Annotated in this window: 22 protein-coding genes and 1 pseudogene; 10 read left to right on the plus strand and 13 right to left on the minus strand. The window is 71.7% G+C overall.

The annotated features are described in order from the left end of the window. Positions 1-178: 178 nt before the first annotated feature. Both AAW13_RS46730 and AAW13_RS13460 read right to left on the minus strand, forming a co-directional pair. A pseudogene (locus AAW13_RS46730) lies at positions 179-546 on the minus strand (hypothetical protein); the annotation flags it as partial. Beyond that, positions 540-857 carry an ATP-binding protein gene (locus tag AAW13_RS13460; protein WP_046732027.1) on the minus strand — a complete coding sequence of 106 codons (318 nt, stop codon included), beginning with the start codon at positions 855-857 and terminating at the stop codon, positions 540-542. The gene AAW13_RS13460 and the pseudogene AAW13_RS46730, both read right to left, overlap by 7 nt. Between AAW13_RS13460 and AAW13_RS46735 the strand changes: the two genes are divergently transcribed. The 4 genes from AAW13_RS46735 to AAW13_RS13480 all read left to right on the plus strand — a co-directional run bounded on the left by AAW13_RS46735 (position 809) and on the right by AAW13_RS13480 (position 3,924). Beyond that, positions 809-1,012 carry a hypothetical protein gene (locus AAW13_RS46735; protein WP_071659537.1) on the plus strand — a complete coding sequence of 68 codons (204 nt, stop codon included), beginning with the start codon at positions 809-811 and terminating at the stop codon, positions 1,010-1,012. The genes AAW13_RS13460 and AAW13_RS46735 overlap by 49 nt on opposite strands. A 161-nt stretch (positions 1,013-1,173) precedes the next feature. Further along, the gene (locus tag AAW13_RS13470) at positions 1,174-2,463 is read left to right on the plus strand and encodes a replication initiator (protein ID WP_046732059.1); all 1,290 of its coding nucleotides are present in this window, start codon (positions 1,174-1,176) and stop codon (positions 2,461-2,463) included. After that, the gene (locus tag AAW13_RS13475) at positions 2,456-2,695 is read left to right on the plus strand and encodes a helix-turn-helix transcriptional regulator (protein ID WP_046732028.1); all 240 of its coding nucleotides are present in this window, start codon (positions 2,456-2,458) and stop codon (positions 2,693-2,695) included. Before AAW13_RS13470 ends, AAW13_RS13475 begins: the two co-directional genes overlap by 8 nt. Continuing rightward, the gene (locus tag AAW13_RS13480; RefSeq protein ID WP_046732029.1) at positions 2,695-3,924 is read left to right on the plus strand and encodes a tyrosine-type recombinase/integrase; all 1,230 of its coding nucleotides are present in this window, start codon (positions 2,695-2,697) and stop codon (positions 3,922-3,924) included. Before AAW13_RS13475 ends, AAW13_RS13480 begins: the two co-directional genes overlap by 1 nt. Positions 3,925-4,637: 713 nt before the next feature. On the opposite strand, the gene AAW13_RS13485 is transcribed toward AAW13_RS13480, so the two are convergent. Then, a complete protein-coding gene (locus AAW13_RS13485) occupies positions 4,638-5,399 on the minus strand; it encodes a phosphoglyceromutase (RefSeq protein WP_046732030.1) in 762 nt (253 codons plus the stop codon). Positions 5,400-5,581: 182 nt separating this feature from the next. Here AAW13_RS13485 and AAW13_RS13490 point away from each other — a divergent pair, with 182 nt between their 5' ends. After that, the gene (locus tag AAW13_RS13490) at positions 5,582-6,940 is read left to right on the plus strand and encodes an MDR family MFS transporter (RefSeq protein WP_071659532.1); all 1,359 of its coding nucleotides are present in this window, start codon (positions 5,582-5,584) and stop codon (positions 6,938-6,940) included. A gap of 102 nt (positions 6,941-7,042) precedes the next feature. Here AAW13_RS13490 and AAW13_RS13495 read toward each other — a convergent pair whose 3' ends face one another. Next, positions 7,043-8,239 carry a hypothetical protein gene (locus AAW13_RS13495; protein ID WP_143145003.1) on the minus strand — a complete coding sequence of 399 codons (1,197 nt, stop codon included), beginning with the start codon at positions 8,237-8,239 and terminating at the stop codon, positions 7,043-7,045. Positions 8,240-8,341: 102 nt separating this feature from the next. After that, a complete protein-coding gene (locus AAW13_RS13500) occupies positions 8,342-8,779 on the minus strand; it encodes a DUF2000 domain-containing protein (protein ID WP_046732032.1) in 438 nt (145 codons plus the stop codon). Between the two features lie 49 nt (positions 8,780-8,828). Between AAW13_RS13500 and AAW13_RS13505 the strand changes: the two genes are divergently transcribed. Further along, a complete protein-coding gene (locus AAW13_RS13505; protein ID WP_046732033.1) occupies positions 8,829-9,671 on the plus strand; it encodes a helix-turn-helix transcriptional regulator in 843 nt (280 codons plus the stop codon). Here the strand turns inward: AAW13_RS13505 and AAW13_RS13510 are convergent. The 3 genes from AAW13_RS13510 to mshA all read right to left on the minus strand — a co-directional run bounded on the left by AAW13_RS13510 (position 9,650) and on the right by mshA (position 13,296). Continuing rightward, positions 9,650-11,347, minus strand: a complete 1,698-nt coding sequence (locus AAW13_RS13510) for a glycosyl hydrolase family 28-related protein (protein WP_046732034.1) — start codon at positions 11,345-11,347, stop codon at positions 9,650-9,652. The genes AAW13_RS13505 and AAW13_RS13510 overlap by 22 nt on opposite strands. A 109-nt stretch (positions 11,348-11,456) precedes the next feature. Then, complete coding sequence (locus AAW13_RS13515; RefSeq protein ID WP_046732035.1) at positions 11,457-11,966, minus strand: type III secretion system chaperone family protein; 510 nt, start codon at positions 11,964-11,966, stop codon at positions 11,457-11,459. Further along, complete coding sequence (gene mshA, locus AAW13_RS13520) at positions 11,959-13,296, minus strand: D-inositol-3-phosphate glycosyltransferase (protein WP_046732061.1); 1,338 nt, start codon at positions 13,294-13,296, stop codon at positions 11,959-11,961. Before mshA ends, AAW13_RS13515 begins: the two co-directional genes overlap by 8 nt. 190 nt (positions 13,297-13,486) lie before the next feature. On the opposite strand from mshA, the gene AAW13_RS13525 reads away from it, so the two are divergent. From AAW13_RS13525 to AAW13_RS13535, 3 genes are all read left to right on the plus strand, one after another. Further along, positions 13,487-14,314, plus strand: coding sequence for a class I SAM-dependent methyltransferase (locus AAW13_RS13525; protein WP_071659533.1), 828 nt, complete (start codon positions 13,487-13,489; stop codon positions 14,312-14,314). Between the two features lie 192 nt (positions 14,315-14,506). After that, the gene (locus AAW13_RS13530; protein ID WP_046732036.1) at positions 14,507-15,631 is read left to right on the plus strand and encodes a C40 family peptidase; all 1,125 of its coding nucleotides are present in this window, start codon (positions 14,507-14,509) and stop codon (positions 15,629-15,631) included. Between the two features lie 262 nt (positions 15,632-15,893). Beyond that, positions 15,894-17,249: a PP2C family protein-serine/threonine phosphatase gene (locus tag AAW13_RS13535; protein WP_046732037.1), complete on the plus strand. Its 1,356-nt coding sequence runs from the start codon at positions 15,894-15,896 to the stop codon at positions 17,247-17,249. Between the two features lie 294 nt (positions 17,250-17,543). Here AAW13_RS13535 and AAW13_RS13540 read toward each other — a convergent pair whose 3' ends face one another. The 3 genes from AAW13_RS13540 to AAW13_RS13550 form a co-directional block, all read right to left on the minus strand. Continuing rightward, the gene (locus AAW13_RS13540; protein WP_046732038.1) at positions 17,544-17,894 is read right to left on the minus strand and encodes a DUF2516 family protein; all 351 of its coding nucleotides are present in this window, start codon (positions 17,892-17,894) and stop codon (positions 17,544-17,546) included. Between the two features lie 123 nt (positions 17,895-18,017). Further along, entirely contained in the window at positions 18,018-18,656 is a 639-nt protein-coding gene (locus AAW13_RS13545) for a hypothetical protein (protein WP_046732039.1), read from the minus strand. Between the two features lie 77 nt (positions 18,657-18,733). After that, positions 18,734-19,210 (minus strand): helix-turn-helix domain-containing protein, encoded by a 477-nt coding sequence (locus tag AAW13_RS13550; RefSeq protein WP_046732040.1) that lies wholly within the window; start codon positions 19,208-19,210, stop codon positions 18,734-18,736. Positions 19,211-19,396: 186 nt separating this feature from the next. Here AAW13_RS13550 and AAW13_RS13555 point away from each other — a divergent pair, with 186 nt between their 5' ends. Then, positions 19,397-20,476: a MerR family transcriptional regulator gene (locus AAW13_RS13555; RefSeq protein WP_046732041.1), complete on the plus strand. Its 1,080-nt coding sequence runs from the start codon at positions 19,397-19,399 to the stop codon at positions 20,474-20,476. Between the two features lie 42 nt (positions 20,477-20,518). On the opposite strand, the gene AAW13_RS13560 is transcribed toward AAW13_RS13555, so the two are convergent. Then, positions 20,519-21,085, minus strand: coding sequence for a DUF6817 domain-containing protein (locus tag AAW13_RS13560; RefSeq protein WP_046732042.1), 567 nt, complete (start codon positions 21,083-21,085; stop codon positions 20,519-20,521). Between the two features lie 252 nt (positions 21,086-21,337). Continuing rightward, positions 21,338-23,326 (minus strand): HelD family protein, encoded by a 1,989-nt coding sequence (locus AAW13_RS13565; protein WP_046732043.1) that lies wholly within the window; start codon positions 23,324-23,326, stop codon positions 21,338-21,340. Positions 23,327-23,440: the final 114 nt, after the last annotated feature.

The following is a 23,440-nucleotide window of genomic DNA, read 5'->3' on the forward strand; positions in this document are numbered from 1 at the left end:
GAGTGATGATCCGGAGTTACCTCGGAGTCTGAGTCCGTGACTTCGTGCAGCCAGAGACAGGTTTCGGGCATAAGGCAATGCGCGCGGCACGGGCGCCGGCTGGGCTGGAGCGGGACGAAGGCAGGAGCGCAGGCCCGGCCGGGGGGCCGGGCCGCGCGCGGGGAGCGGAGCGAGCCGCCTTGAACGCGTGTGCGCAGGCTGTAAGTTCGGCGTCTTGGCGGTGTGCCAGTGGCAGGAAGATGACTGGCCGGATTGTCCACGTGATGCGTGTGGTGGCCTGGGTGACTGACACGGTGCAGGGCTGTAAGCGCAGGAGGGCTCGTCGGGTTTGTGCGCGGCCGTCGTGGAGCCAGGCCCAGACCTCGTCGGAGGGTCTGGGTCGAGTGCGGGTGAGATGGTGCGCAGGGCGATGGCGACCCATCTGTCCGCCTGGGGCGCTGAGTAGGCGTCGAAGGATGCTCGGAGTGCCGGCCACTGCATCCCGTCGGTGAGGTCCTCGGTCCAGCACTCGCACCAGAAACCCCGCCGGGGCTTGTCCATCAGCATGGGTGGCCTCCTCGTTGGGCGTGCACGAGGAGTTCCGCGGTGACCGTGTAGTCGCCGTCGGCGCCCTGGACGACGACCCTGTGGGCGATGGCGCTGACCATGCCCAGGCCCCGGCCTTGCTCGGCGTCCTGGTCCTGGTGCTCGACCTTCGGGGCGCTGCCGCCTCCTCCGTCGTCGGTGACCGACAGTGCGATCACCTGTGGCGCCACCGCGAGGGCCAGGTGGAAGCTTCCGCGTTGCCCGCCGCTGCTCGTGTGGAGGAGTGCGTTCGTGCTCAGCTCGCTCACGATCAGGGCCGCGTCGTCGGCCAGGGGTGATCTCCCTCAGCACCGGCGCCGTCGCCGCCGTGCTCACGGGCGGCGTGGTCCTCACCGCGCTCCTGACCGCCGTCGCCGTCTCGGCCGTCTCCGTGGCCATCGCCGCCGTGGTCCTGCGCTCCCTGCTCCGCGAACACAACCGGCGCTAGTCCCTCTGCCCGACCCCTGGGGCGGCCACGACACCGCCAAGCATCCGGCCGCCCCGGGGCCCGTCACTCCTGACCGAGCCAGCCAGAAGGAGCCCGCCATCTTCACCCGCACCACCCCGCCCCCGCTTAGCGAACTCACCAACCTCGCCGCAGGCGGCACCCTGCCCGGTATCCTCCGCCAACTCTCCGGCCTCGGCGGCTGCACCAACCCCATCCGCCTCGACGGCCACCGCACCGAATACGACATCGACACCACAACCGGCGAGATCGGCCGCATCCTCCAGCACCTCGACTCCACCGACCTGCCCGCCGGCCAACTCCTCGTCCGCTGCAACAACCGCCGCACCACCCGCTGCCCGGCCTGCGCCGAGGTCTACCGCCGCGACACCTTCCACCTCATCTCCGCAGGCCTACGCGGCGGCAAGGGCACCCCCGAACACGTCGCCACCCACCCCCGCGTCTTCGCCACCTTCACCGCCCCCGGCTTCGGCCCGGTCCACAACCGCCGCACCGACAACCGTCCCTGCCGCTGCGGCACCCACCACGACCAGGACGACGACGCCCTCGGCACCCCGCTCGATCCCGACACCTACGACTACGACGCGGCCGTTCTCTGGAACGCCCACGCGGGAGCCCTTTGGCGGCGCTTCTCGATCTACCTCCGCCGGGAGGTCGCCAAGCGCGCGGGCCTCTCCCAGCGACGCCTACGCGACCACGCCCGCGTCTCCTTCGCCAAGGTCGCCGAGTACCAGAAGCGCGGCGCCGTCCACTTCCACGCCGTCATCCGCCTCGACGGCCCGAACGGCGGCGACACCCCACCCCCGCCCTGGGCCACCGCAGAACTCCTCACCGACGCCATCCAAACGGCCGCCACCAAGGTCCGCGTCGACGGCCCGACCCTCGACGGCCGCACCCACACCTTCACCTTCGGCCGCCAACTCGACGTCCGAACCATCCGATCCGCCGACTTCAACGACGGCCAGGAACTCACCGAACGCGCCGTCGCCGCCTACATCGCCAAGTACGCCACCAAGGGCGCAGAGACCGCCACGGGAGCTCTCGACCGGCCGCTGAAGTTCGCCGCCGAACTCGCCCAGCTCGACATCAGCGACCACGCCCGACGACTCATCCGAACCGCCTGGACCCTCGGCGCCCGCAAAGACCTCGAACACCTCCGCCTGCGCGCCTGGGCCCACATGCTCGGCTTCCGCGGCCACTTCTCCACCAAATCCCGCCGCTACTCCACCACCCTCGGCGCCCTCCGCGACGCCCGCGCCGAATGGCGCCACGCACAAGCGGCAGCGACCACCACACCCGACAACGCGCCCGGGATGACGTACGTCCTCGCCCACTGGGTCTTCGCCGGCACCGGCCTCTCCGCCGCCGAAGCCTGGCTGTCCGCATCCCTCGAACCAGCCCCCGGAACCGAAGGAGAACCCACTCGTGGCTAGCCGACGCCTCACCCTCACCGACCTGGCCACCGAACCGCGCGCCCTGCCCGCGCGGTACCTGACCCCCGAGGACCTGGTGGAGATGTTCGAGCTGCCCAGCGTCGAGACGGTGTACCAGTGGCGCCGCAAGCGCACTGGGCCCCGTGGCTTCCGTGTCGGTCGGCACCTGCGCTTCGACCCGGCCGACGTTCGGGCCTGGGTGGACTCGCAGCTTGAGGGGGCGGCTGCCTGATGGCCGGACACATCCAAGACCGCTGGTACAGAACCGAGGTCGGACAGGACGGCAAGGACCGCAAGGTCAAGACCGAGCGCTACGGCACCGGCATGCGCTACCGGGCCCGGTACGTCGGTCCGGACGGCACGGAGAAGTCAAAGAGCTTCCCCGACCGGCAAAAGCGACTCGCCGAACAGTGGCTCGCCCACATCGAGGCGGACATGGCGCGCGGGCAGTACATCGACCCGCGCGCGGCACGGATCACCTTCCAGCAGTATGCGGAGACCTGGGTGCAGACGCAGGGAGCGGACCCCAACACACAGGCCTCGATGGAGTCGCAGCTCCGCCTGCACGCCTTCCCTCATCTGGGATCACGTCCGCTCGGTTCCTTCCAGCCCGCCCACATCCGCGACTGGGTGCGGAAGCTCCAGGAGAACGGTGTCCGGGGCCCGTACGCCCGGACGATCTACTCCAACGTTCGTGCCGCGCTGAGTGCGGCGGTGGACGACGGACACCTTCCGCGCAACCCGTGCGCAGCCCGCTCGGTCCGGCCGCCCACGGTCGACACGAAGCGGATCGCCCCCTGGACAACGGAACGGCTCTTCGCCGTCCGGGCCGGCATGCCCGAGCGCTTCCAAGCCGTGGGCGACCTGGGCGGCGGCTGCGGGCTCCGCCAAGGCGAGATCCTCGGCGTCGCCGTCGACGCCATCGACTTCGGTTCGGACACACTTCACGTGGTCCAGCAGCTCAAGCTGAGTCGGAGCAAGGCGGTGTTCGCCCCACCCAAAGGCGGCAAGCTTCGGGACGTACCGCTTCCCGCGCCGGTCGCCGATGCACTGCGGGCCCACATGAAGCGGTTCCCGCCGGTCGAGATCACCTTGCCGTGGAAGGTGGCCAACGGGCCTCCGGTGACCAAACGGCTGATCTTCACCGGGCCGCGGGGCAGGCACGTCTGGCGTACGTCGCTCAACGAGGAGGTGTGGAAGCGGGCTCTGGCCTCGGCCGGTGTGATCCCCGAGCGGGAGCCGGGCGGAGCGTACGCCGAGTCGCGTGAGAACGGCATGCATGCGCCGCGGCACTTCTACGCGTCGCTGCTGCTGGACGCCGGGGAGAACATCAAAGCTCTGGCCGAGTACCTCGGCCACTCAGATCCAGGTCTGACGCTGCGCGTCTACGCGCACCTCATGCCGTCCAGTCAGGAGCGCACCCGTAAGGCAGTGACTGCCGTCTTCGATCGGCGGGGATGACCACACCGCAACGATCAGAGATACAACTGTTCCCGGTAGTCACTGGCGAACAGTTCGGGGTGGATGTTCAAGTAGAGACGAGAGATCTAGAGCACGAGTAGGCTCACAAAGTTGATTGAATTAGCAGTGCGTGAGAGATTATAGATAGCTCTAGTTAGCTCTACTTAGCTCTAGATCGCTTCTCAGAAGCTATGCAGAGTGCAGAACGACTGAGGACCCGGATCCGGCGGCAACCAGATCCAGGCCCTCGTGCAGTCAACGAGCCCGGTCGCGTGAGAGCAGACCGGGCTCGCTGTACGTACAGCGCCCGATCCCGACCGTACTCGCGCGTGACTCGCTCATCGAGCGAACTGCATCACGCCAGTAGCGATGGCCACGAGTAGGCCGACCCCCGCAAGCCAGACCTGCCACTTCTCGGCACCGGACCACTTGCGAGGCTTGTCCTTCTCAAGACTCACCTCTACCACCTCCCTCCTCCTCCAACCGACCCGCTTCTCGGGCCGGAGTCTGGAACTCTCGTGCCGCCACATCGAGTTCGAGGGAGGTTCAGGTGAGGTGGCATCAGCATACCGGTCACGTAGCTCCCCACTGAGGCTCATGGGGAGGCTTGACAGCGGCCCCGGATTCCTTTCACGGCCCAGCGACGGCCCAGGTGTAGCAAATAACCCCCTGCGCGCGGGAAAACCGCAGGCAGGGGGCTTTTCTGGCTCGCGTTACTTCTTCTTGCCCTGGTTCTTCACTGCCTCGATCGCCGCTGCTGCCGCGTCCGGGTCGAGGTAGCGGCCGCCCGGGGTGGTCGGGGTGAAGTCGGCGTTGAGTTCGTAGTAGAGGGGGATGCCGGTGGGGATGTTGAGGCCCGCGATGTCGGCGTCCGAGATGCCGTCCAGGTGCTTGACCAGGGCACGGAGGCTGTTGCCGTGGGCGGCCACCAGGACCGTGCGGCCGGTCAGGAGGTCGGGGACGATGCCGTCGTACCAGTAGGGGAGCATGCGGACGACGACGTCCTTCAGGCACTCCGTGCGGGGGCGCAGCTCCGGCGGGATGGAGGCGTAGCGGGCGTCGGCCGACTGGGAGAACTCCGAGTCGTCGGGCAGCGGCGGGGGCGGGGTGTCGTACGAGCGGCGCCAGAGCATGAACTGCTCCTCGCCGAACTCGGCCAGCGTCGCCGCCTTGTCCTTGCCCTGGAGCGCGCCGTAGTGCCGCTCGTTCAGGCGCCAGCTGCGGTGGACCGGGATCCAGTGGCGGTCGGCCGCCTCGAGGGCGAGCTGCGCCGTGCGGATCGCCCGCTTCTGGAGGGACGTGTGGACCACGTCGGGCAGCAGGTCGGCGTCCTTCAGGAGCTCACCGCCGCGGACTGCCTCCTTCTCGCCCTTCTCGTTGAGGTTGACGTCCACCCAGCCGGTGAACAGGTTCTTCGCGTTCCACTCGCTCTCGCCGTGGCGGAGGAGGATCAGCTTGTACGGTGCGTCGGCCATGGGTCAGAGCGTAATCCACGTGTTCGGGGCGGGGAGCCGACGCCCGGGGGCCGTCCCAGGGGGCGGACAGTTGACTGCATTTGTTAATTGAGTGGCTCAGGCGAGCGAGGGGTTAGTAAGTTCCGGTCGGGCCTCGCGCCACTTACTTCTTCGCACCACTTACTTCTTGCCCTGGGGGAGCCATGCCGTCCGCCGTCCTGCGACGCGCCGTCCGGGAGACCGTCTCCGGTCTGCCCCGGGAGTTCTGGTGGCTGTGGACCAGCACCCTCGTCAACCGGCTCGGCGCCTTCGTCGCCACGTACATGGCCCTCTACCTGACGCTGGACCGCGGGTACAGCGCCTCGTACGCCGGGCTCGTCGTCTCGTTGCACGGGCTGGGCGGGGTCGTCTCCTCGCTGGGCAGCGGGGTGATGGCCGACCGGCTGGGACGGCGGCCCACCCTGCTCGTCGCCCAGGGCTCCACCGCCGGCGCCGTCGCGCTGCTCGGGTTCGTGCAGAACCCCGTCGCCATCGCGGCCGTCGCCTTCCTCGTCGGCATGGCCTCCAACGCCTCCCGGCCCGCCGTGCAGGCGATGATGGCCGACATCGTGCGGCCCGAGGACCGGGTGCGGGCGTTCTCGCTGAACTACTGGGCCATCAACCTCGGCTTCGCCGTCTCGTCCGCGGGCGCCGGGTTCATCGCCGAGGTCAGCTACCGCGCCGGGTTCCTCGTCGAGGCCGGGATGACCGCCCTGTGCGCGGTGCTCGTCTTCGCCAAGCTGCCCGAGTCCCGGCCGCAGCGCACCGTCAAGGAGGCCGACGAGGTCAGCCTCGGGACCGTGCTGCGTGACGGGCGGTACATGGCCGTCGTGGGGCTGTCGTTCCTCGTCGCGCTCGTCTTCCAGCAGGGGGCGGTCGGGCTGCCGGTGGCGATGGGCGGGGCCGGGTTCACGCCCGCCGACTACGGCCTGGCGATCGCCGTGAACGGCGTGCTCATCGTGGTGCTCCAGATCCCGGTCACCCGCGTCATCGAGCACCGTGACGCGCGGTCCCTGCTCGTCGTCTCGTCGCTGCTCGCGGGGTACGGCTTCGGACTCACCGCGTTCGCCGGCTCGGTCGGGGTGTTCGCGCTCACCGTGTGCGTGTGGACGCTCGCCGAGATCGTCAACGCGCCGACCCAGACCGGCCTCGTGGTGCGGCTCTCGCCCACCCACGGGCGGGGGCGGTACCAGGGGATGTACACGCTGTCCTGGTCCGCCGCCGCGCTCGTCGCGCCGCTGATGTCCGGTGTCGTCATCGACCGGTTCGGGGCGGAGTGGCTGTGGGGGCTGTGCGCGGTGGTGGGGACGGCGGCCGCGGCCGGGTACGGGGTGCTGATGCGGCGCCTGCCGGAAGAACGCGCCTCGGTCACGAAGACCCCGGGCACGGACACGGACACGGACATGAACACGGGCACGGGCACGGGCACGGACATGAACACCGGCGCGGGCACGGCCACGGCCACGGACACGGACACCGAGACGGACACGGCTGGGGCGCCGGAGGCCGGGGTGCGCGCCTGACGGCCGGCGCTACCGAGGGGCGCGCGCCTGACCGCTGCCCCACAGCCGAGGGCGCGCGCCTGACGGCCGGTGAGGCCGACGGGTGCGTGCCTCGTCGCCGCGTCAGTCTCGGCAGCCCGCCACGATCACGGGGCTTCCCGCACAGTTCGTCGGGGTGTTGCGGCTGACGGTCGAGTCGAGGACGGTGAACGCGTTGGTCGTGTAGACGCCTCCGGGGGCCACCCTGGAGGCGTTGTCGCGGACCTTGCTGTGGTCGAGGGTGACGCGCCCGCCGTCGTTGTAGACGCCGCCGGCCCGGGACGTACCGTCGCCGTTCGCGCTGTTGCTGAGGACCTGGCTGTCCCTGAGGACGAGCACGGCGCCGGCCGTCGAGTTGTAGACGCCGCCGCCCACCCCCGCCGTACCCCCGACGACGTTGCCGCTGACCTCCGTCCGCTCCAGCCGCAGACTCGACAGGTTCTGGATCCCGCCGCCCTCGTCGCCCGCGGCCGTGTTGTTCGCGATCTTGCTGTCGCTGAACTCCAGGGCCGCGCTGCCGCTGTCGGTGACGCCGCCGCCCCGGCCGGCCGACGTGTTGCGTCTGAGGACGCTCGTGTAGAAGAAGGCGTCACCGGCGCCCAGGTACAGCGCACCGCCGGCGGTCCGGGCGTGGTTGCGGCTGAGCTCGGCGCCCTGCACGCTCAGCGTTCCGCGACTGTAGAGGGCGCCCCCGTAGGCCGCGTTGCCGAACCCCAGCCAGCCGCGCCGCACGACCGCCGTGGCGTTCGCGGACACCGCGACCCCGCCCCCGTTGTTCGTGGCGGTGTTGTGGAGCACGTCGACCCCGGACAGCGTGAGCTTGCCGCCGCCGTCGACGAGCACGCCCCCGCCGTCACCGGCGGCGCTGCCGCCGCGGACGGTGAGGTCCTCCAGGCGGAGGTTGCCGCCCGAGACGACGTGGAAGATCCGGAAGGCGGCGGTCGGGTTCCCGGCCCGTACGATCGTGGCGCCGTTGCCCCGGATCGTGAGTTTCAGGTCGACGGCCGGCAGCCCGTCGCCCATGGCGTACGGCGCCGTCAGCCGGTACGTGCAGTCGCGGGAGAGGGACAGGGTCTCGCCCGCGGACGCGGCGGCGACGGCGGTCGTCAGCGCTCTCGCGCCGCACGCGACCGGCGTCGAGGAGTCGCCGCCGGCGACCGCCGGCCCGCCCGTCGCACCCATGACGATCGCCGCCGCCACCACGGCCGAGCCGGAGAGCCTGCCGTATCCGACGTGGTGTCCGACGTGGCCGGACCGGCGCATGTACCTGAACTGTCGCATACATATGAGATGCGGCATTCACGAAGATGATGGTCATATACGATGATCCGCTCACCCGGTCACGCCACGCGATTCCTCCGGCCGGCGGAGCCGACGGGCGTCTCACGGATGCATCCGTGCCCCCTTCAGCACCTTGTCCACCCCGTTCCGCGGCCCGTACACGGCGAGCCCGACCAGGTCCAGCTCGGCCGTGGGGACGGCACGGACCGCCGCGCGGTTGTCGCGGTCGTTGCCCGTGGTGAACAGGTCCGCGGTGAAGACGGCCCGGGGCAGCGCCCGGCTCAGGGCACGTCCGTGCGCCGCCTTCAGCACCTCCTTCGTGCCCTCGAAGACCAGCACCGGCTGCCGGAACATCGGCAGGTACGCCACCGCGTCCGCGTCCTCGTACGGCTCCCCCACCACCTCGGGGACGGTCACTCCCAGGCCGCTGACCAGGAACGCGGTGACGTTGAGGCGCTGCCAGGTCTCCAGGTCCTCGCGCAGCAGTACGGCGATCTTCGTGTCGAAACGGACCTCGGGGCGCAGGGGTTCAGTGCTCATGCCATGAGACTGCCGACCGCCGTACGACCTCGTCTTGTACGTTGTTTGCATGGCCGCCCGGCAGCCCGTCACCCAGGAAGTCACCGCCTGGCGTCCCCGTGTCCCGGGCGTCGCCGAGGTCTTCCACGCGCGCTTCACCGGGTACGCCTACCCGATGCACGTCCATGACGCGTGGACGCTGCTCATCGTGGACGACGGGGCCGTTCGGTACGACCTCGACCGGCACGAGCACGGCACCCCGGGCGACACGGTCTCGCTGTTGCCCCCGCACGTCCCGCACAACGGCTCCCCGGCCACCGCGGACGGCTTCCGCAAACGCGTGGTCTACCTGGACGGCGCGCTGCTCGGCGACCAGCTCATCGGAGCCGCCGTCGACAGCCCCGACCTGCGGGACCCCCTGCTGCGGCAGCGCGTCGGCCGGCTGCACACCGCGCTCGCCCGCCCCGGCGACGAACTGGAGGCCGAGAGCCGTCTCACCCTCATCGGCGAACGGCTGCGCGACCTGCTCCGCCCCCGCCCCGACACCCGCCCCGACACCCGTCCGGACACCCGCCCGGACGCCAGGCGGCGCCCCGACCCGGCGCTCGCCCGCTCGCTGCGCGAACTCCTCGACGAGCGGGTCACCGAGGGGCTCGCCCTGGAGGAGGCCGCCCGGCTGCTGTACGCCCATCCGGCCCATCTGGTACGGGCGTTCAGCGGCGCGTACGGCATCGCCCCGCACCAGTACCTGATGTCCCGGCGGGTCGGCCGGGCCCGCCGGCTGCTGCTGGACGGGGTCCCGCCCGGCGAGACGGCCACCGCCACCGGCTTCTACGACCAGGCCCATCTGACCCGGCACTTCAAGAAGCTGGTGGGCGTGACCCCGGGGCGCTACCGGTCCAGCGCGCGCTGAGCCTCGTACAGGTTCCGCGGCCGCACGGCGTCCCACGTGCCGTACAGCTCCAGGCGGGAGTTCAGGTCGCCGGTGAAGTCCGGTACGTCGGTCTGGTCGAAGTCGGTGACCGTGTTCAGGCCGACGGTCGCGGAGCACGGCGCGAGGCCGTCGAGGCGCATCAGGCCCGCCCTGCCGTTGGTCACGCGTACGTTCCAGTGCGTGAACCGCGCTCCGAACAGCGGGCCGGCGTTGGCGTCGCCGCCGTGGCGGCCGTCGTTGTTCACGGTGATGTCGGTGCGGACGTTCGCGAAGGGCAGACCCCGGTGGGAGTCGAAGGTGCCCATCCGCATGTCGCCGCGCGACCAGACGTTGTACGACGACAGGCCCTCGACGTTGATGCCGTGCAGCTGGGTGTCGGCGGGGGCGGGGACGGTGCGTTCCTCGACCGTGAAGTCCTCGACGAGGTTGTCGTGGGAGCCCTCGCGGCAGAAGTAGGGGTGGTGCTCGCCCCGGCCGCCGACCCGGGTGCGGCGCAGCGTGCAGGCGGAGGCGGCGACCAGGCCGAAGCCGTTGTCGACGTTACGGACCGTGACGTCGTCCACCCAGCAGTCGTAAGCGCACTGAAGGACGACCCCGTTGTAGCCCTTGTCGAGGAGGTGCGGGGACTGCGGGGTCTCCAGCACGTCCAGGGTGAGGCCCTCGACCCCGGCCCCGGTCAACTCCCGTACGTGCGTGGTGAGCTGTGGGTTCCATTCGGGGCGGAGGTCGAGCGGGAGCGGGCGTTCCAGGGTCACCCTGCGGCCGCGGACGGCGGTGACGCGCACGGGCCATTCGTAGGGGACGTACGACAGCAGCTTCGTCTTGTCCTCCCAGTAGTACGCCGCCGGGCCGGGGCCGCCGCCGGACATGTGCTGGAGGAGGGTGTGGGCGCTGTCGTCGGAGACGCGGAGCAGGACCAGCCGGCCGGGGCGGAGCCGGGAGGCGTCGGCGACGGTGACCGTCCGGTCGCCCTGCCGGGCCGGTGCGACGGGCGTCAACCGCTCCCACTCGTCCCGCTTGTTGCCCGTCCAGCCCTCGAAGGGCCAGGCCTGCGCCCTGATCGCCTCGGTCAGGGATTCCCACCGGGCCTTCGGCGCCAGCCAGATCAGCCCGCCCGCCCAGGACCAGGCCGACTTGGTGCCGCCGTACCGGGAGCCGTAGGGGCCGATGAGTTCGGTGAGGCTCCTCGTCGCGTACAGGGTGGTACGGCCGCTGCCGGCGCCGCGCAGCACCACGTGGTCGTACCCGAGCTGGATCAGGCCGTCGACGCGGAAGGTGCCGGGCGGGATGGCGACCGTGCCACCGCCGGCCCTGGCGGCAGCGGCGATGGCACGGTTGATCGCGGGGGCGCAGTCGGTGACGCCGTCGGCCACGGCGCCGAAGGCGCGCACGTCGGCCACCACGGGCAGGCGGCGGATGCGGGCGGCGCCGGCCCGGCCGACGTACGGGATCTGCGGGTGGGTGAAGGGGGTACGGGTGAACTCCCGCCACAGGGAGGGGACGTGGGCGTCGGAGGCGTGGGCGTCGGAGGCGTGGGCGTCGGAGGCGTGGGCGGTGCCGGCGCCCGTCACGGTGGTCGCGGCCACGGCGGTGGCGCCGGCGAGCAGGGTCCGTCTGGTCATGCCGTCGGTCAGGTCCTGGTGCGCGGTACTCATTCCGTACGCCCTTCCATGCGAGCCAGTCATGGATGTGAACGACGTTCAGATCTGCGTCGAGCGTGAGCATGCCACGATGGTCGAGCGGTGCGAAAGAGTCGTGCAGAGGTCAGTCAGCGGGGCGTTCGATCAGGTGGGTGAACGCGTCCAGGTTCCGCGTCGACTCGCCCCGGGCCACCCGCCACTCGTACTCCTTGCGGATCGAGGAGGCGAAGCCCAGCTCCAGGAGGGTGTTGAAGGCGCCGTCCGCGGCCTCCAGGACCTGGCCGAGCAGGCGGTCGATCTCGTCCTCGGTGACCGAGGCGAGCGGGAGCCGCGCGGTGAGGTAGACGTCACCGAGCCGGTCGACGGCGTAACTCACGCCGTACAGCCTCAGGTTGCGCTCCAGGAGCCAGCGGTGCACGGCCGGCTCGTTCTCGTCGGGGTGCCGGACGACGAAGGCGTTCAGGGAGAGCGAGTGGCGGCCGACCAGCAGCGAGACGGTCGTCTTCAGCTTGCGGGTACCGGGGAGCTGGACGACGTAGTTGCCGGACTCGGGGCTCTCCCACTCCAGTTCGGCGTCCTTCAGGACACCCTCGATGACCTGCGCCGCCTGCCGCTCCTGTGAAGCATCACCCATGGGCCGAGCGTACGCGACGGCGGTGCGCCTGGGTCGCGGCCAGGTACACCTCGGCGGTGGCGGCGGCCGAAGCGTCCCAGCCGAAGCACTCGGCGTGCCGGGCGGCGGCACCGCCGAGACGGTCCGCCAGGGACGCGTCGTCGGCGAAGCGGCGCAGCACGCGCGCGTACTCGGCGGGGTCGTGGCCGCGCACCAGGAAGCCGGTCTCGCCGTCCCGCACGGCCACCGGCAGCCCGCCGACCGAGGCGGCGAGGACGGGGGTGCCCGCCGCCTGCGCCTCTATCGCCACCAGGCCGAAGGACTCGCTGTAGGAGGGCATGACGAGGACCGAGGCGGCGCGGAACCAGTCCGCGAGCTGCTCCTGCCCGACCGGCGGCCGGAACCGCACGACGTCCGCGATGCCGAGCCGCGCGGCCAGTTTTTGCAGGCCCTCCGGCTTGGCGAGACCGCTGCCGCTGGGGCCGCCGACGATCGGCACGACGATCCGGGAGCGGAGTTCGGGGCGCTCGTCGAGGAGGACGGCCACGGCGCGCAGCAGTATGTCGGGGGCCTTCAGCGGCTGGATGCGGCCCGCGAACAGCGGGACCAGGGCGTCCTGCGGCAGGCCGAGGCGGGCGCGGGCGGCGGCGCGGCCGTCGGCCGGCCGGAAGCGGTCCAGGTTCACGCCGGGGTGCACGACGGCGACCTTGGCGGGGTCGGCGCTGTAGTGGCGGACGAGTTCGGCGGCCTCTTCGGAGGTGTTCGCGATCAGCCGGTCGGCGGCGGCGACGATCTGGGTCTCGCCGATGACGCGGGCGGCGGGTTCCGGGGTGTCGCCGTCGGCCAGGCTGGCGTTCTTGACCTTGGCCATGGTGTGCATGGCGTGCACCAGGGGGACGCCCCAGCGCTGGGCGGCGAGCCAGCCGACGTGGCCGGAGAGCCAGTAGTGCGAGTGCACGAGGTCGTAGTAGCCGGGGCGGTGGCCGGCCCAGGCCTGCATCACACCGTGCGTGAAGGCGCACAGCTGGGCCGGCAGGTCCTCCTTGGCCAGACCCTCGTAAGGGCCCGCGTCGACGTGCCGGACCAGGACGCCGGGAGCGAGCTCCACGGTGTGCGGGAGGCCGCCGGCGGTGGCCCGGGTGAAGATCTCGACGTCGATGTCGATCGCGGCGAGGCGCTGCGCGAGCTCCACGATGTAGACGTTCATGCCGCCGGCGTCGCCGGTGCCGGGCTGGTGGAGCGGTGAGGTGTGCACGGAGAGCATGGCGACGCGGCGGGGGCGACGCGGCCGCAGGAGCCGGCTCGCAGCCGACGGGGAGCGGCGCCCGAGCCTGCTGACGTACTGGCTCACGTGGCGGTCCTCCTTGTGCGGGCATGCCTTCGGGAGGACGTCGAGGGTCCTCTGCGAGTGCAACAGCACGAGGACGAGTTCCCATTCCGGGGGCGGTCAATTTTGCCGACAGATTACCTACTGTCGCTCAACCGTTCGAGGGTGGGATGCGTGCGGGTGGCGGGCGCTCGTCGCAATTACCCTCGTACGCATGACCACCCGCGCCCCCCTCCCCCACTCTCGGCGTCGCTCAAGCGGGGGGACGCCCATCGTGGGGACGGTGACGCGCGGGACCACGAACCCCAATCGGCTGCGCCGGATGGACCGGTGGATCGCCGCGGTCCACGGCGCCGAGCTGCGGCGCACCCGTGAACCTCTGGCCATCGATCTCGGGTACGGGGCCGCGCCCTGGACCGCCGTGGAACTCCTCGGACGGCTGCGGACCGTCGCGCCACGCGCCCGGGTCGTCGGTGTGGAGATCGAGCCCGCACGGGTGACCGCCGCGAAGCCCTACGAGCGGGACGGCCTGGTCTTCCGGCACGGCGGCTTCGAGATCCCGGTGCCGGCGCGGCCGTCGCTGATCCGAGCCGCCAACGTGCTGCGGCAGTACGACGAGATCGAGGTCGCCGGCGTCTGGGAGCGGCTGTGCGCGCGGCTCGCGCCCGGCGGGCTGCTGGTCGAGGGGACCTGTGACGAGATCGGGCGGCGGCACGTGTGGGTCGCGCTCGGGCCGGAGGGGCCGCGCACGGTGACCTTCGCGACCCGGCTGGGATCGCTGGAGCGGCCGTCGGACCTCGCCGAACGGCTGCCGAAGGCGCTGATCCACCGCAACGTGCCGGGCGAGCCGGTGCACGCGTTCCTGCGGGACTTCGACCGCGCCTGGGCGGCGGCCGCGCCCTACGCGTCGTACGGCGCCCGGCAGCGGTGGATCCGGGCGGTGCGGGACCTGACGGCCGACTGGCCGGTGACGGACTCGCCGGTGCGCTGGCGGCAGGGGGAAGTGACGGTGGCGTGGGGGGCGTTGGCACCGGCCGCCTGACACGGGACGCGGTACGGGGGCGGGAACGATCTCGGTGAGTCGTACGTCACAAAGGCGGGGAGACCGTCATGTCCCGGGGGAAAGCGGGGAGGAACCCACCTGCCGTCACCCCTGTCGCTTTACGACGCAGCGTGGCACGATCCTCCACGTGTCGTAAGTTACTGACGGTTAATCAGTTTTGGGGGTCGGGGCATGGGACCGGACAAGCACACCGTCCGGCCGGGCGGGCGCGGGATCCTGGCGACGGCGGTGACCGTGGTCTGCGCGGCGACCGTACTGGCGGCCCCCGGCACGGCGTTCGCGGCACCGGACCCGACACCCTCGGCGAGCGCCACGCCCGGCGCGAGCGCTTCCCCCAGCCCGTCGGTGACCCTGCCGCCCGACAAGGACCTGGAGGCGGTACGGCAGAAACTGGACGATCTCTACCACGACGCGGCCGTCGCCACCGACGCCTACAACGCCGCCGAGGAAGCCGCCCGGAAGCAGTCCGCCCAGATCGTCCAGCTGGCGAAGAAGATCGTCCAAGGGCAGCGGAAACTGGACCGGTTGAAGCAGCGCGCGGGCCGGGCGGCGGCGGCCCAGTACCGCACCGGCGGCCTGCCGGACAGCGCGCAGCTGGTGCTGAGCGACAACCCCTCGCAGTTCCTGGACGGGGCCGGGCGGGTGCTCCAGGGCCAGCGCGCCGCCAAGGGCCTGATCAGGGAACTGACCCAGACCCAGCAGGACTTGAAGCAGTACGCGGCGGACGCGGCCGGGCAGTGGAACAAGCTGGAGGCCGGGCGCAAGGCGAAGGCCGCGGCGAAGAAGAAGATCACCGAGCGGATCGCGGCCGCCGAGGAACTCCAGTCGAAACTCGAGAAGAAGCAGAAGAAGCGTCTCGCCGAACTGGAGCGGGAGGCGGCCTACCAGGCGCAGACCGCCTGGCTGGACACCGGGATACTCGGCGAGATCCACGGCAAGGCGTCCGCCGCGGGCCGGCAGGCGATCGCGTTCGCCACCGCCCAGATCGGCAAACCGTACGTATGGGGTGCCGAGGGCCCGGACTCGTACGACTGCTCCGGACTGACCTCGCAGGCCTGGGCGAGCGCCGGGAAGCCGATCCCGCGCACCTCGCAGGAGCAGTGGAAGCAGCTCAAGCACGTCGACGTGAAGGACATGCGCCCCGGCGACCTGATCATCTACTTCGACGACGCCAGCCATGTCGCCCTGTACATCGGGGACGGCGCGATCATCCAGGCACCGCGCCCGGGGCGGACGGTGTCGATCGGGGGCGCCGGGGCGATGCCCATCCTCGGAGTGGTACGGCCGGACGCGTAATGTCCCTTTCGTGAGCTGTGTCATGTGACCCGGCGCACGCCAACACGCCCTCAAACCCGAGCGGCACGTGACCTTCGTCATCCCCGTCCGACCACCCGGCCGCCCAACTGCCGTACGGCAGACGGCATATGACAGTGGCCTGATACGGAGCGACGCGGCTCACACCATTCCGTTGCGGTGGCCAGTACCGCTATGGTCCCGGTCGGTGGGTCGAGTCCCTCGTCCCGCCGTGCCCTCGGGGGGAGGGAAGGAACCCGACACGATGCCCGTACCCGTACCGCGGCAGAGAGCGATCCCGGCCGTGGAGAGTGGTCAGGCGCCGGCCGCCGCGCCCGCACAGGACGGCGGCCCCCTCAAGGAAGAGGCCCACCGCACGGAAGCCGTCGCCACGAACGCAGGCGGCACCACTCTCACCCTGCTGCTGATCGAGGACGATCCGGCCGGCTCGCCGATCCTGCCCGAGCTGCGGGACGCGTCCGGCACCTCGATCCGGATCCGTACCGCCCGCAACCTCACCGAGGCCGAGCGGCTGCTGACCGACGACGTCCACTGCATCCTGCTGGACCTGGCGCTGCCGGCGCCGGGCCGCGTGAGCGTGGGCACCGCCACCGACGGCGGTACCGGTGCCGATGCCGGTGCCGACGCCGACGAGCTGGCCGTGCTGCGGCACGTGCTCCAGCTCGCGCCCCGCCATGCCGTCCTCGCGCTCACCGCCTCCGGTGACACCGAGCGCGGCACCGAGGCCGTGCGCGTGGGCGCGCAGGACTACCTCTTCCGGGACGAGCTGGACGGCCGGCTGCTGAGCCGAGCCATCCGGTACGCCGTCGAGCGCAAACGCTCCCTCACCACCGAGCGCAAGCTCGCGGAGGGGCGGATGCGGGCGCAGGAGAACCGGCGCCTGGAGCGCGGCCTGCTGCCCACGCCGCTGCTGGACGGCTCCTCGCTGCGGTTCGCCGCGCGCTACCGCCCCGGCCGCTCGCGGGCGCTGCTCGGCGGCGACTTCTACGACACCGTGCGCACGCCCGACGGGACCGTGCACGCGATGATCGGCGACGTCTGCGGACACGGCCCGGACGAGGCCGCGCTCGGCGTGGAGCTGCGCATCGCCTGGCGGGCGCTGACCCTGGCGGGGCTGTGCGGTGACGAGCTGCTCGGCACGCTCCAGGAGGTGCTGGAGCACGAGCGCTCCGACGACGAGATCTTCGCGACCCTCTGCACGGTCGACATAGCGCCGGACGGGCGCCGGGCGGGCCTGTGCCTGGCCGGGCACCCGGCGCCGCTGGTCGCCCGGCCGGGGCGGCCGGCCGAGCTGCTGCCGTACGACAACAACGGGCCGGCGCTGGGGCTGCTGAAGGGTGCCCGGTGGCCGCGGATGCAGGTGGAGCTGGGGGCCGAGTGGAGCCTGATGCTCTACACCGACGGGCTGATCGAGGGCCGGGTGGGCACGGGCGGCGAGCGGCTGGGCCAGGAGGGGATGGTCGAGATGGTGCGGCGGCAGCTGGGCGCCGGGCTGACCGGTGAGGCGTTGCTGCGGGCGGCGGTGAACGAGGTGCGGCAGCTCAATGGGGGCGAGCTGACGGACGACGTGGCCGTCGTGCTGCTGGACCGGGGGGTCTGAGGCCGGCGACCCGCCGTAGGGGCTCCTGCCTCAGCCGGGTGCGGGTGCGTCGTGGCCGGTCGCGCAGTTCCCCGCGCCCCTTGCGGGGCGCCTCAGCGGCCGCCGTTGCATAAACCGTACGGCCGTCGCCGTGTGCCGAGTGCGGGTGCGTCGTGGCCGGTCGCGCAGTTCCCCGCGCCCCTTGCGGGGCGCCTCAGCGGCCGCCGTTGCATAAACCGTACGGCCGTCGCGGTGTGCCGAGTGCGGGTGCTTCGTGGCCGGCCGCGCAGTTCCCCGCGCCCCTTGCGGGGCGCCTCAGCGGCCGCCGTTGTAGGGGCCGTACGGGCCGTCGCTGCTGCTGCCGCCGCGGCGGCCTCGCCAGCCGCCGCCTCCGCCCGAGACCTGCTTGACCGCGGGCCGGACGTCGACGATGTAGACGATGCTCGCCACCACGCCCGCGATCGGGAGGATGGAGAGGATCGAGAACAGGTAGCTGACCACCAGGGCGATGGCCAGGATGACCAGCCAGAAGACCTTGTTCTGCTTGTCGGCCGCGCGGAAGGCGTCCTCACGCCGGAACGCGGCGTCGAACAGCCCGAACGCGGCCAGGGCCATCAGGACGATCTTCAGCAGTCCCAGGAACCCTGCGAACCCCAGCATCAGCATGCTGCCACCACCCGCTCTCTCCCGATCCCTACGCGGCCACCGTACCCGTAGAACGGGCCGGGCACCCTCAAGGTGCCCGGCCCGCCCGTACCGCTGATACGGCCCTTACGGCCCTTACGGCCTCTACTTGGCCGGCGGGGTGGTCTTCTTGGCCGTGGGGGTGGCCTTGCGGGGGGCCGGGGCCTTCTTGGCGACCGGGGCCTTCTTCACCGCGGTCGGCCTGGCCTCGGCGGCCTTGGGCTCCTCGGCCTTCTTCGGCTGCTCCTTGACGCCGGCCTGCTGCTCGGGCTTGCCCTCGACGACGATGGCCAGGTCCTCGATCTCCTCGGCGGCCTCGCCGCGCCAGGTCCGCACGGCCTGCTCGCCGTGCTCGGCGACCTTCTCGTAGGTCTCGCGGGCCTTGACGGCGTACTCGGCGGCCACGCCGACCCCGCGCAGGGCGAAGTCCTGGGCGGACTCGCCGAGCTTCTTGAGGTCGCCGTCGAGGGAGACGATGAAGTCGTTGACCCGGGTCTGGAGGGTGGCCTGTGCCTCCTTGGCCTTGGCACCGGCCTCCTTCGCGCGGGCGGTGGCCTTCTCCTGCACGGACTTCGGGTCGGTGTTGCGCACGGCGTCGATGCGGGCCGGGGCCTCGGTGCGCAGCTGCTCGACCAGTCCGGGGACCTTCTTGGCCTGCTGGAGGGCCAGGTCGGCGGTGCCGGCGGCGAAGTAGAGCGGAGTCGGGTCGCTGAGGGTCTTGCGCAGGTCGTCGGTGATGGCCATGGTGATGGTCCTCCCGGATTCACGTTCGGCTGAGGGTTTTGTGGTCCGCGGCGCGGCGGCCGGCGCGCTTGGCCGGCTCATCCGGCCGTCCGCCGCGGACCGGATGCACTGTCGTTCTCGCTGTCGGTCTCGCTGTCGTTCTCACTCCTGGCATCGCCTTCGCCGGCGTCACCGGCGTCGACGGCGTCCGCGGTGTCGCCGGACCCGAAGCCGTTCTCCTTGCGGAACGACTCGTAGATCTGTAGCAGCACCTGCTTCTGCCGCTCGTCGAGCGTGGGGTCGGCGAGGATGGCCGCACGGGTCTCCACCTCGCTCAGATCCCGCTCGGCGTCGAGGATCCCGGCGCGTACGTACAACGTCTCGGCGGAGATCCGCAGGGCCTTGGCGACCTGCTGGAGCACCTCCGCGCTCGGCTTGCGCAGCCCGCGCTCGATCTGGCTCAGATACGGATTGGACACCCCGGCGGCATCGGCGAGCTGCCTGAGCGACAGCTGCGCGTTGCGCCGCTGTTCGCGCAGATACTCACCGAGATTGCCGACGTTGAGCGATGCCATGCCTCCACAGTGCCCCACCCCCGCTAACAATTGCAAGCACCCGCTTGCAAAAGTGCGCCGTGTCATACCCGGATGGCCGTGTGCCCCCTCGCCGCTCTGGACGGAGACCGTGGTTGACCTTCACCTTGGGGAAGCCCGCAGCATCGGGGGGCCGGGCGATGGGCTCGGCATGAGGAGGGACCGGCCATGGGGTTGCTGACCATCGGGGTGTTCGCGAGGGCGTCCCGGCTGTCGCCGAAGGCACTGCGTCTCTACGACGAGCTCGGCCTGCTGACGCCCGCCCGGGTCGACCCGGTCACCGGCTACCGCCTGTACGCGCCGGAGCAGTTGGAGCAGGCCCGGACGGTCGCGTGGCTCCGCCGGCTGGGGATGCCCCTGGCCCGCATCCGGCACGTCCACACGCTGAGCGCGGTCGAGGCGGCCCAGGAGATCCGCGCGTTCTGGGCGCAGGTCGAAGCCGACACCGCCGCCCGGCGGGACCTGGCCACCTTCCTCATCGACCACCTGTCCCGGAAGGACCCCGCCATGTCTTCGACCGCCACGCCCCTGGGCATCCGCTACGCCGCCCTCTCGGACAAGGGCCTGGTCCGCGAGAGCAACCAGGACACCGCCTACGCCGGCCCCCGCCTGCTCGCCGTCGCCGACGGCTGCGGCAGCCAGGGAGCACCGGCCAGCGCGGCCGCCGTCGAGGCGCTCAAACACATCGAGACCGACAGCGTCCCGGCCGACGGTCTCCTCAACGTCCTCGAGGACGTCGTCGAACAGGCCCAGCGGGCCGTGCACGACGTCGCCGGGAGCGGCCCCTCGTCCGAGGACACCGGCACGACACTCACCGCCATGCTCTGGACCGGCTCGCAGCTGGCCCTCGTCCACATCGGCGACTCCCGTGTCTACCTGCTGCGCGACGGCGAGCTGTTCCAGATCACCCACGACCACACCATGGTCCAGTCGATGGTCGACGAAGGGCGCCTCAGCCCCGAAGAGGCCGCGTCCCACCCCCAGCGGTCGCTGCTGGTACGCGCCCTGGGCCACGGCGCCGACACCACGCCCGACATGCGTCTCCACGACGCCCGGCGGGACGACCGTTACCTGCTCTGCTCCGACGGCCTGTCGACCGTCGTGCCGACCCAGGACATCCACCGGGTGCTCTCCGGGACCGGCGAACCCGAACAGGCCGTCCGTGAACTCGTCACCCTCGCCAACGGATCCGGCGGCCCCGACAACATCAGCTGCGTGATCGCCGACGTCCTGGAGCTGCCGCAGTAGGAGCCCGCCGGGCGGAGGGCCGCGCCTGTCCGGTACGGGGCATCAGCCCTGCGGGCGGGGCTCCGGCGCGAGGACGGTGTGGCAGGCGGCCCAGGCCGGTTCGCTCAGCAGCGGGCGGAAACGGGTGAACAGGGCGAGGAGCGCGGCCGCCCACCGCTCGTGGAAGGCCGGGTCGACGCCGGCGAGGTCGAGCTCGTTCGCCGCGGTCAGTTCGGCGAAGTCCCGGCACAGCCGCGGGCCGGGAACACCGTCGTGTCCGGTGAACCGGTCGCGGAAGGCGGCGTCGGGGTCCGGGAGAGCCGGATAGGTGGCCTTCCGGTCGCACGAGGCGTAGAGGTACACGATCCCTTCGGCCTCCGCGCCGATCACCTCGGCGAGTTCGGCCCGCCGCTCCAGGGGCAGCAGGGCGGCGGGAAAACCGTCGGTGCCGTAGAACGCGTGGCACAGCCCGGCCAGTTGGAGCGCGGGCCGGGCACCCCAGGCGGCGAGCCGGCGGTGCACGCGCTGGAGATGCACGAGCAGGGTGCCGCCCGGATGGCTGATCTCCGCGGCTCCGAGTCCGCGCAGGAGCGCGACGGCCCGGTCGGCAGGGGGAGGGGAAGCGGACACGGGCGGATCCTTCCGTCACAGGGGTCTGGACCTGGGCCGAGCATCGCGAGCAGCCACCGCCCAGGTCAATCCCGGCGGCCCGGCCACGTGAGTCGGGGTCGAGGGCGTCGTAGAGCGCGGCGAGACGTGGATGCCCGTAACACTCGTCAGCCATGGAGCCGAACGTACCGGTGAGGGCCGCCGGTCCGTACGTTCGCGGTGGGACCTCAGCCGTTCCTCCTGGACCGCGCGGTCCGCCGTCGCCGGCGCGTGTCAGAACGGCAGCGGTCTCGTGTGGATCACGTCCAGGCGGGAGACCGCGCGGGTCAGGACCACGTACAGCCTGTGGGGTCCCCTCTCCTCCGCCTCCGCGACCGCCGCCGGTTCCACGGCGACCACGTGGTCGTACTCGAGGCCCTTCACCGTGCTCGCCGGAACGACGGCCACCCGGGCGTCCGCCGGGGTGATGCCCGCGGACGTCAGGGCGTCGCGTACGGCGGCCGTCTCGCCGTCCGCCGTGATCACCCCCACCGAGCCCTCCCGGGCCAGGGCCTCCCGGACCGCGGTGACCGTCGTCGCGTGCAGGTCCTCCGTCGGGCGCAGGGTCAGCTCCCCGTCCGTCCGGAACGACCTGGCCGGCGGTACGTCCGTGCCCAGCCGCCGCAGCAGCCGGTTGGTGAGGTCCACGACCGCCGCCGGGACGCGGAAGCCCGTGGTGAGCGGGACGACCCGGGCGTCCGGCTTGCCCAGATGGCGCAGCACGGTGTCCCAGCTCCGCGCCGACCAGGGTGTGGTGGCCTGGGCCAGGTCGCCGAGGACGGTGAGGGAGCCGAAGGCGGCCCGGCGGGCGATCGCCCGGCACTCCATGGGAGAGAGGTCCTGGGCCTCGTCGACGACGATGTGCCCGTACCCCTCGGGGTGTTCCACGAGTCCGGCGACCTCGTCCAGGAGGACCAGGTCGGCGGCCGACCAGCGGGCGGACCTGTAGGAGCGCGGCGGCCGGGGCCGGCGCAGGTGCCGCTGTTCGGCCGGGGTGAACAGCCCATCGGCGGCCCGGGCCAGCACCGAGGCGTCCGTGAGGAGTTCGGCCACCACCTCCTCCGGCCGGACCTTCGGCCAGACCGTGTCGAGGTAGGCGCCCATCGCCCGTGAGCGTTCCAGGCGGCGGGTCCAGCCGGCCGGCTGCGGCCCCGCCCGGCGTTCGGCCAGCAGCTGTACGGCGCGCATCGCGCGCCCCCGTACCCGCTCGCGGCCGACGGCGTACGGCGGTTCCTCGTCCCGTACCTCCTCGACGATCCGCGTCAGGGTGCCGGCGGCCACCCGCCAGGTGTAGGTGCCGTCGGACAGCGACAGCGCGGTGACGCCGGCCGTGGAGACGTGCGCGTACAGGGCCCGGCGCAGCACCTCCGCCATCCGGGGGTCGTGTTTGAGCGTGGCGGTGCGGTCCGGGTCGGTCGCGGTGACCGGGTGCCGGGCGATCTCCTCGTGGAGGGTGGTCTGGCGTACGCCGGTCTCGCCGAGGGCGGGCAGCACCTCGGAGATGTACGAGAGGAAGGTGCGGTTGGGGCCGAGGATGAGCAGACCGGAGCGGCGGACACGCTGGGGGTGGGTGTAGAGGAGGTAGGCGGCGCGGTGCAGGCCGACGGCGGTCTTCCCGGTGCCCGGGGCGCCCTGGACGCAGACGGAGTCGGTGAGGCCGGCGCGTACCAGGTCGTCCTGGTCGGGCTGGATGGTGGCGGCGATGTCACGCATGGGGCCGACCCGGGGGCGTTCGATCTCCTGGGTGAGGAGGGTGCCGGTCCCCGACTCCCCCTTGCCGAGCCGTTCGTCCTCCATGCCCGTGAGGTCGGCGGAGTCGCCGCGGCTGCCGGGGGCCCAGCCGAACCGGCGCCGGACCGCGACGCCCTGGGGGTCCTCGGGGCCGGCCTGGTAGAAGGCGCGGGAGACCGGGGCACGCCAGTCGACGACGAGCGGCGGGGCGGTCGGCTCCTCGCTGATCCGCAGCCGCCCGATGCGGTAGCTCTGCCCGGCGTGCTCGCCCGCCTCGAAGTCCAGCTTGCCGAAGAACAGCGGCCCTTCCGGCAGCTCCCGCATCTCCTTGGCCCGGCTGCGCAGCCGGTACCCGAGCACCTCGGCGTCGGCGCCGGAGGCGGACACGTCCTCGCCGGTGACGACGTGCTCTTCGGCGCCCTCGACCATGCGGGCGAGGGCGGCTCGGCAGGTGTCGTGGTAGGCGCGTTCACGGTCGAGTTCCTGCTGCATGGGGACAGCGTAGACGAGAAAACGTGACCGAGTTACATTTTTAACCGAGCCTCAGGGGACTTCCCGGCAACCGGGTCACCAGGCCACCGGACACCGGCTCACCGGCTCACCGGA

Source organism: Streptomyces humi, assembly GCF_001005085.2.
Lineage (GTDB): Bacteria > Actinomycetota > Actinomycetes > Streptomycetales > Streptomycetaceae > Streptomyces > Streptomyces humi.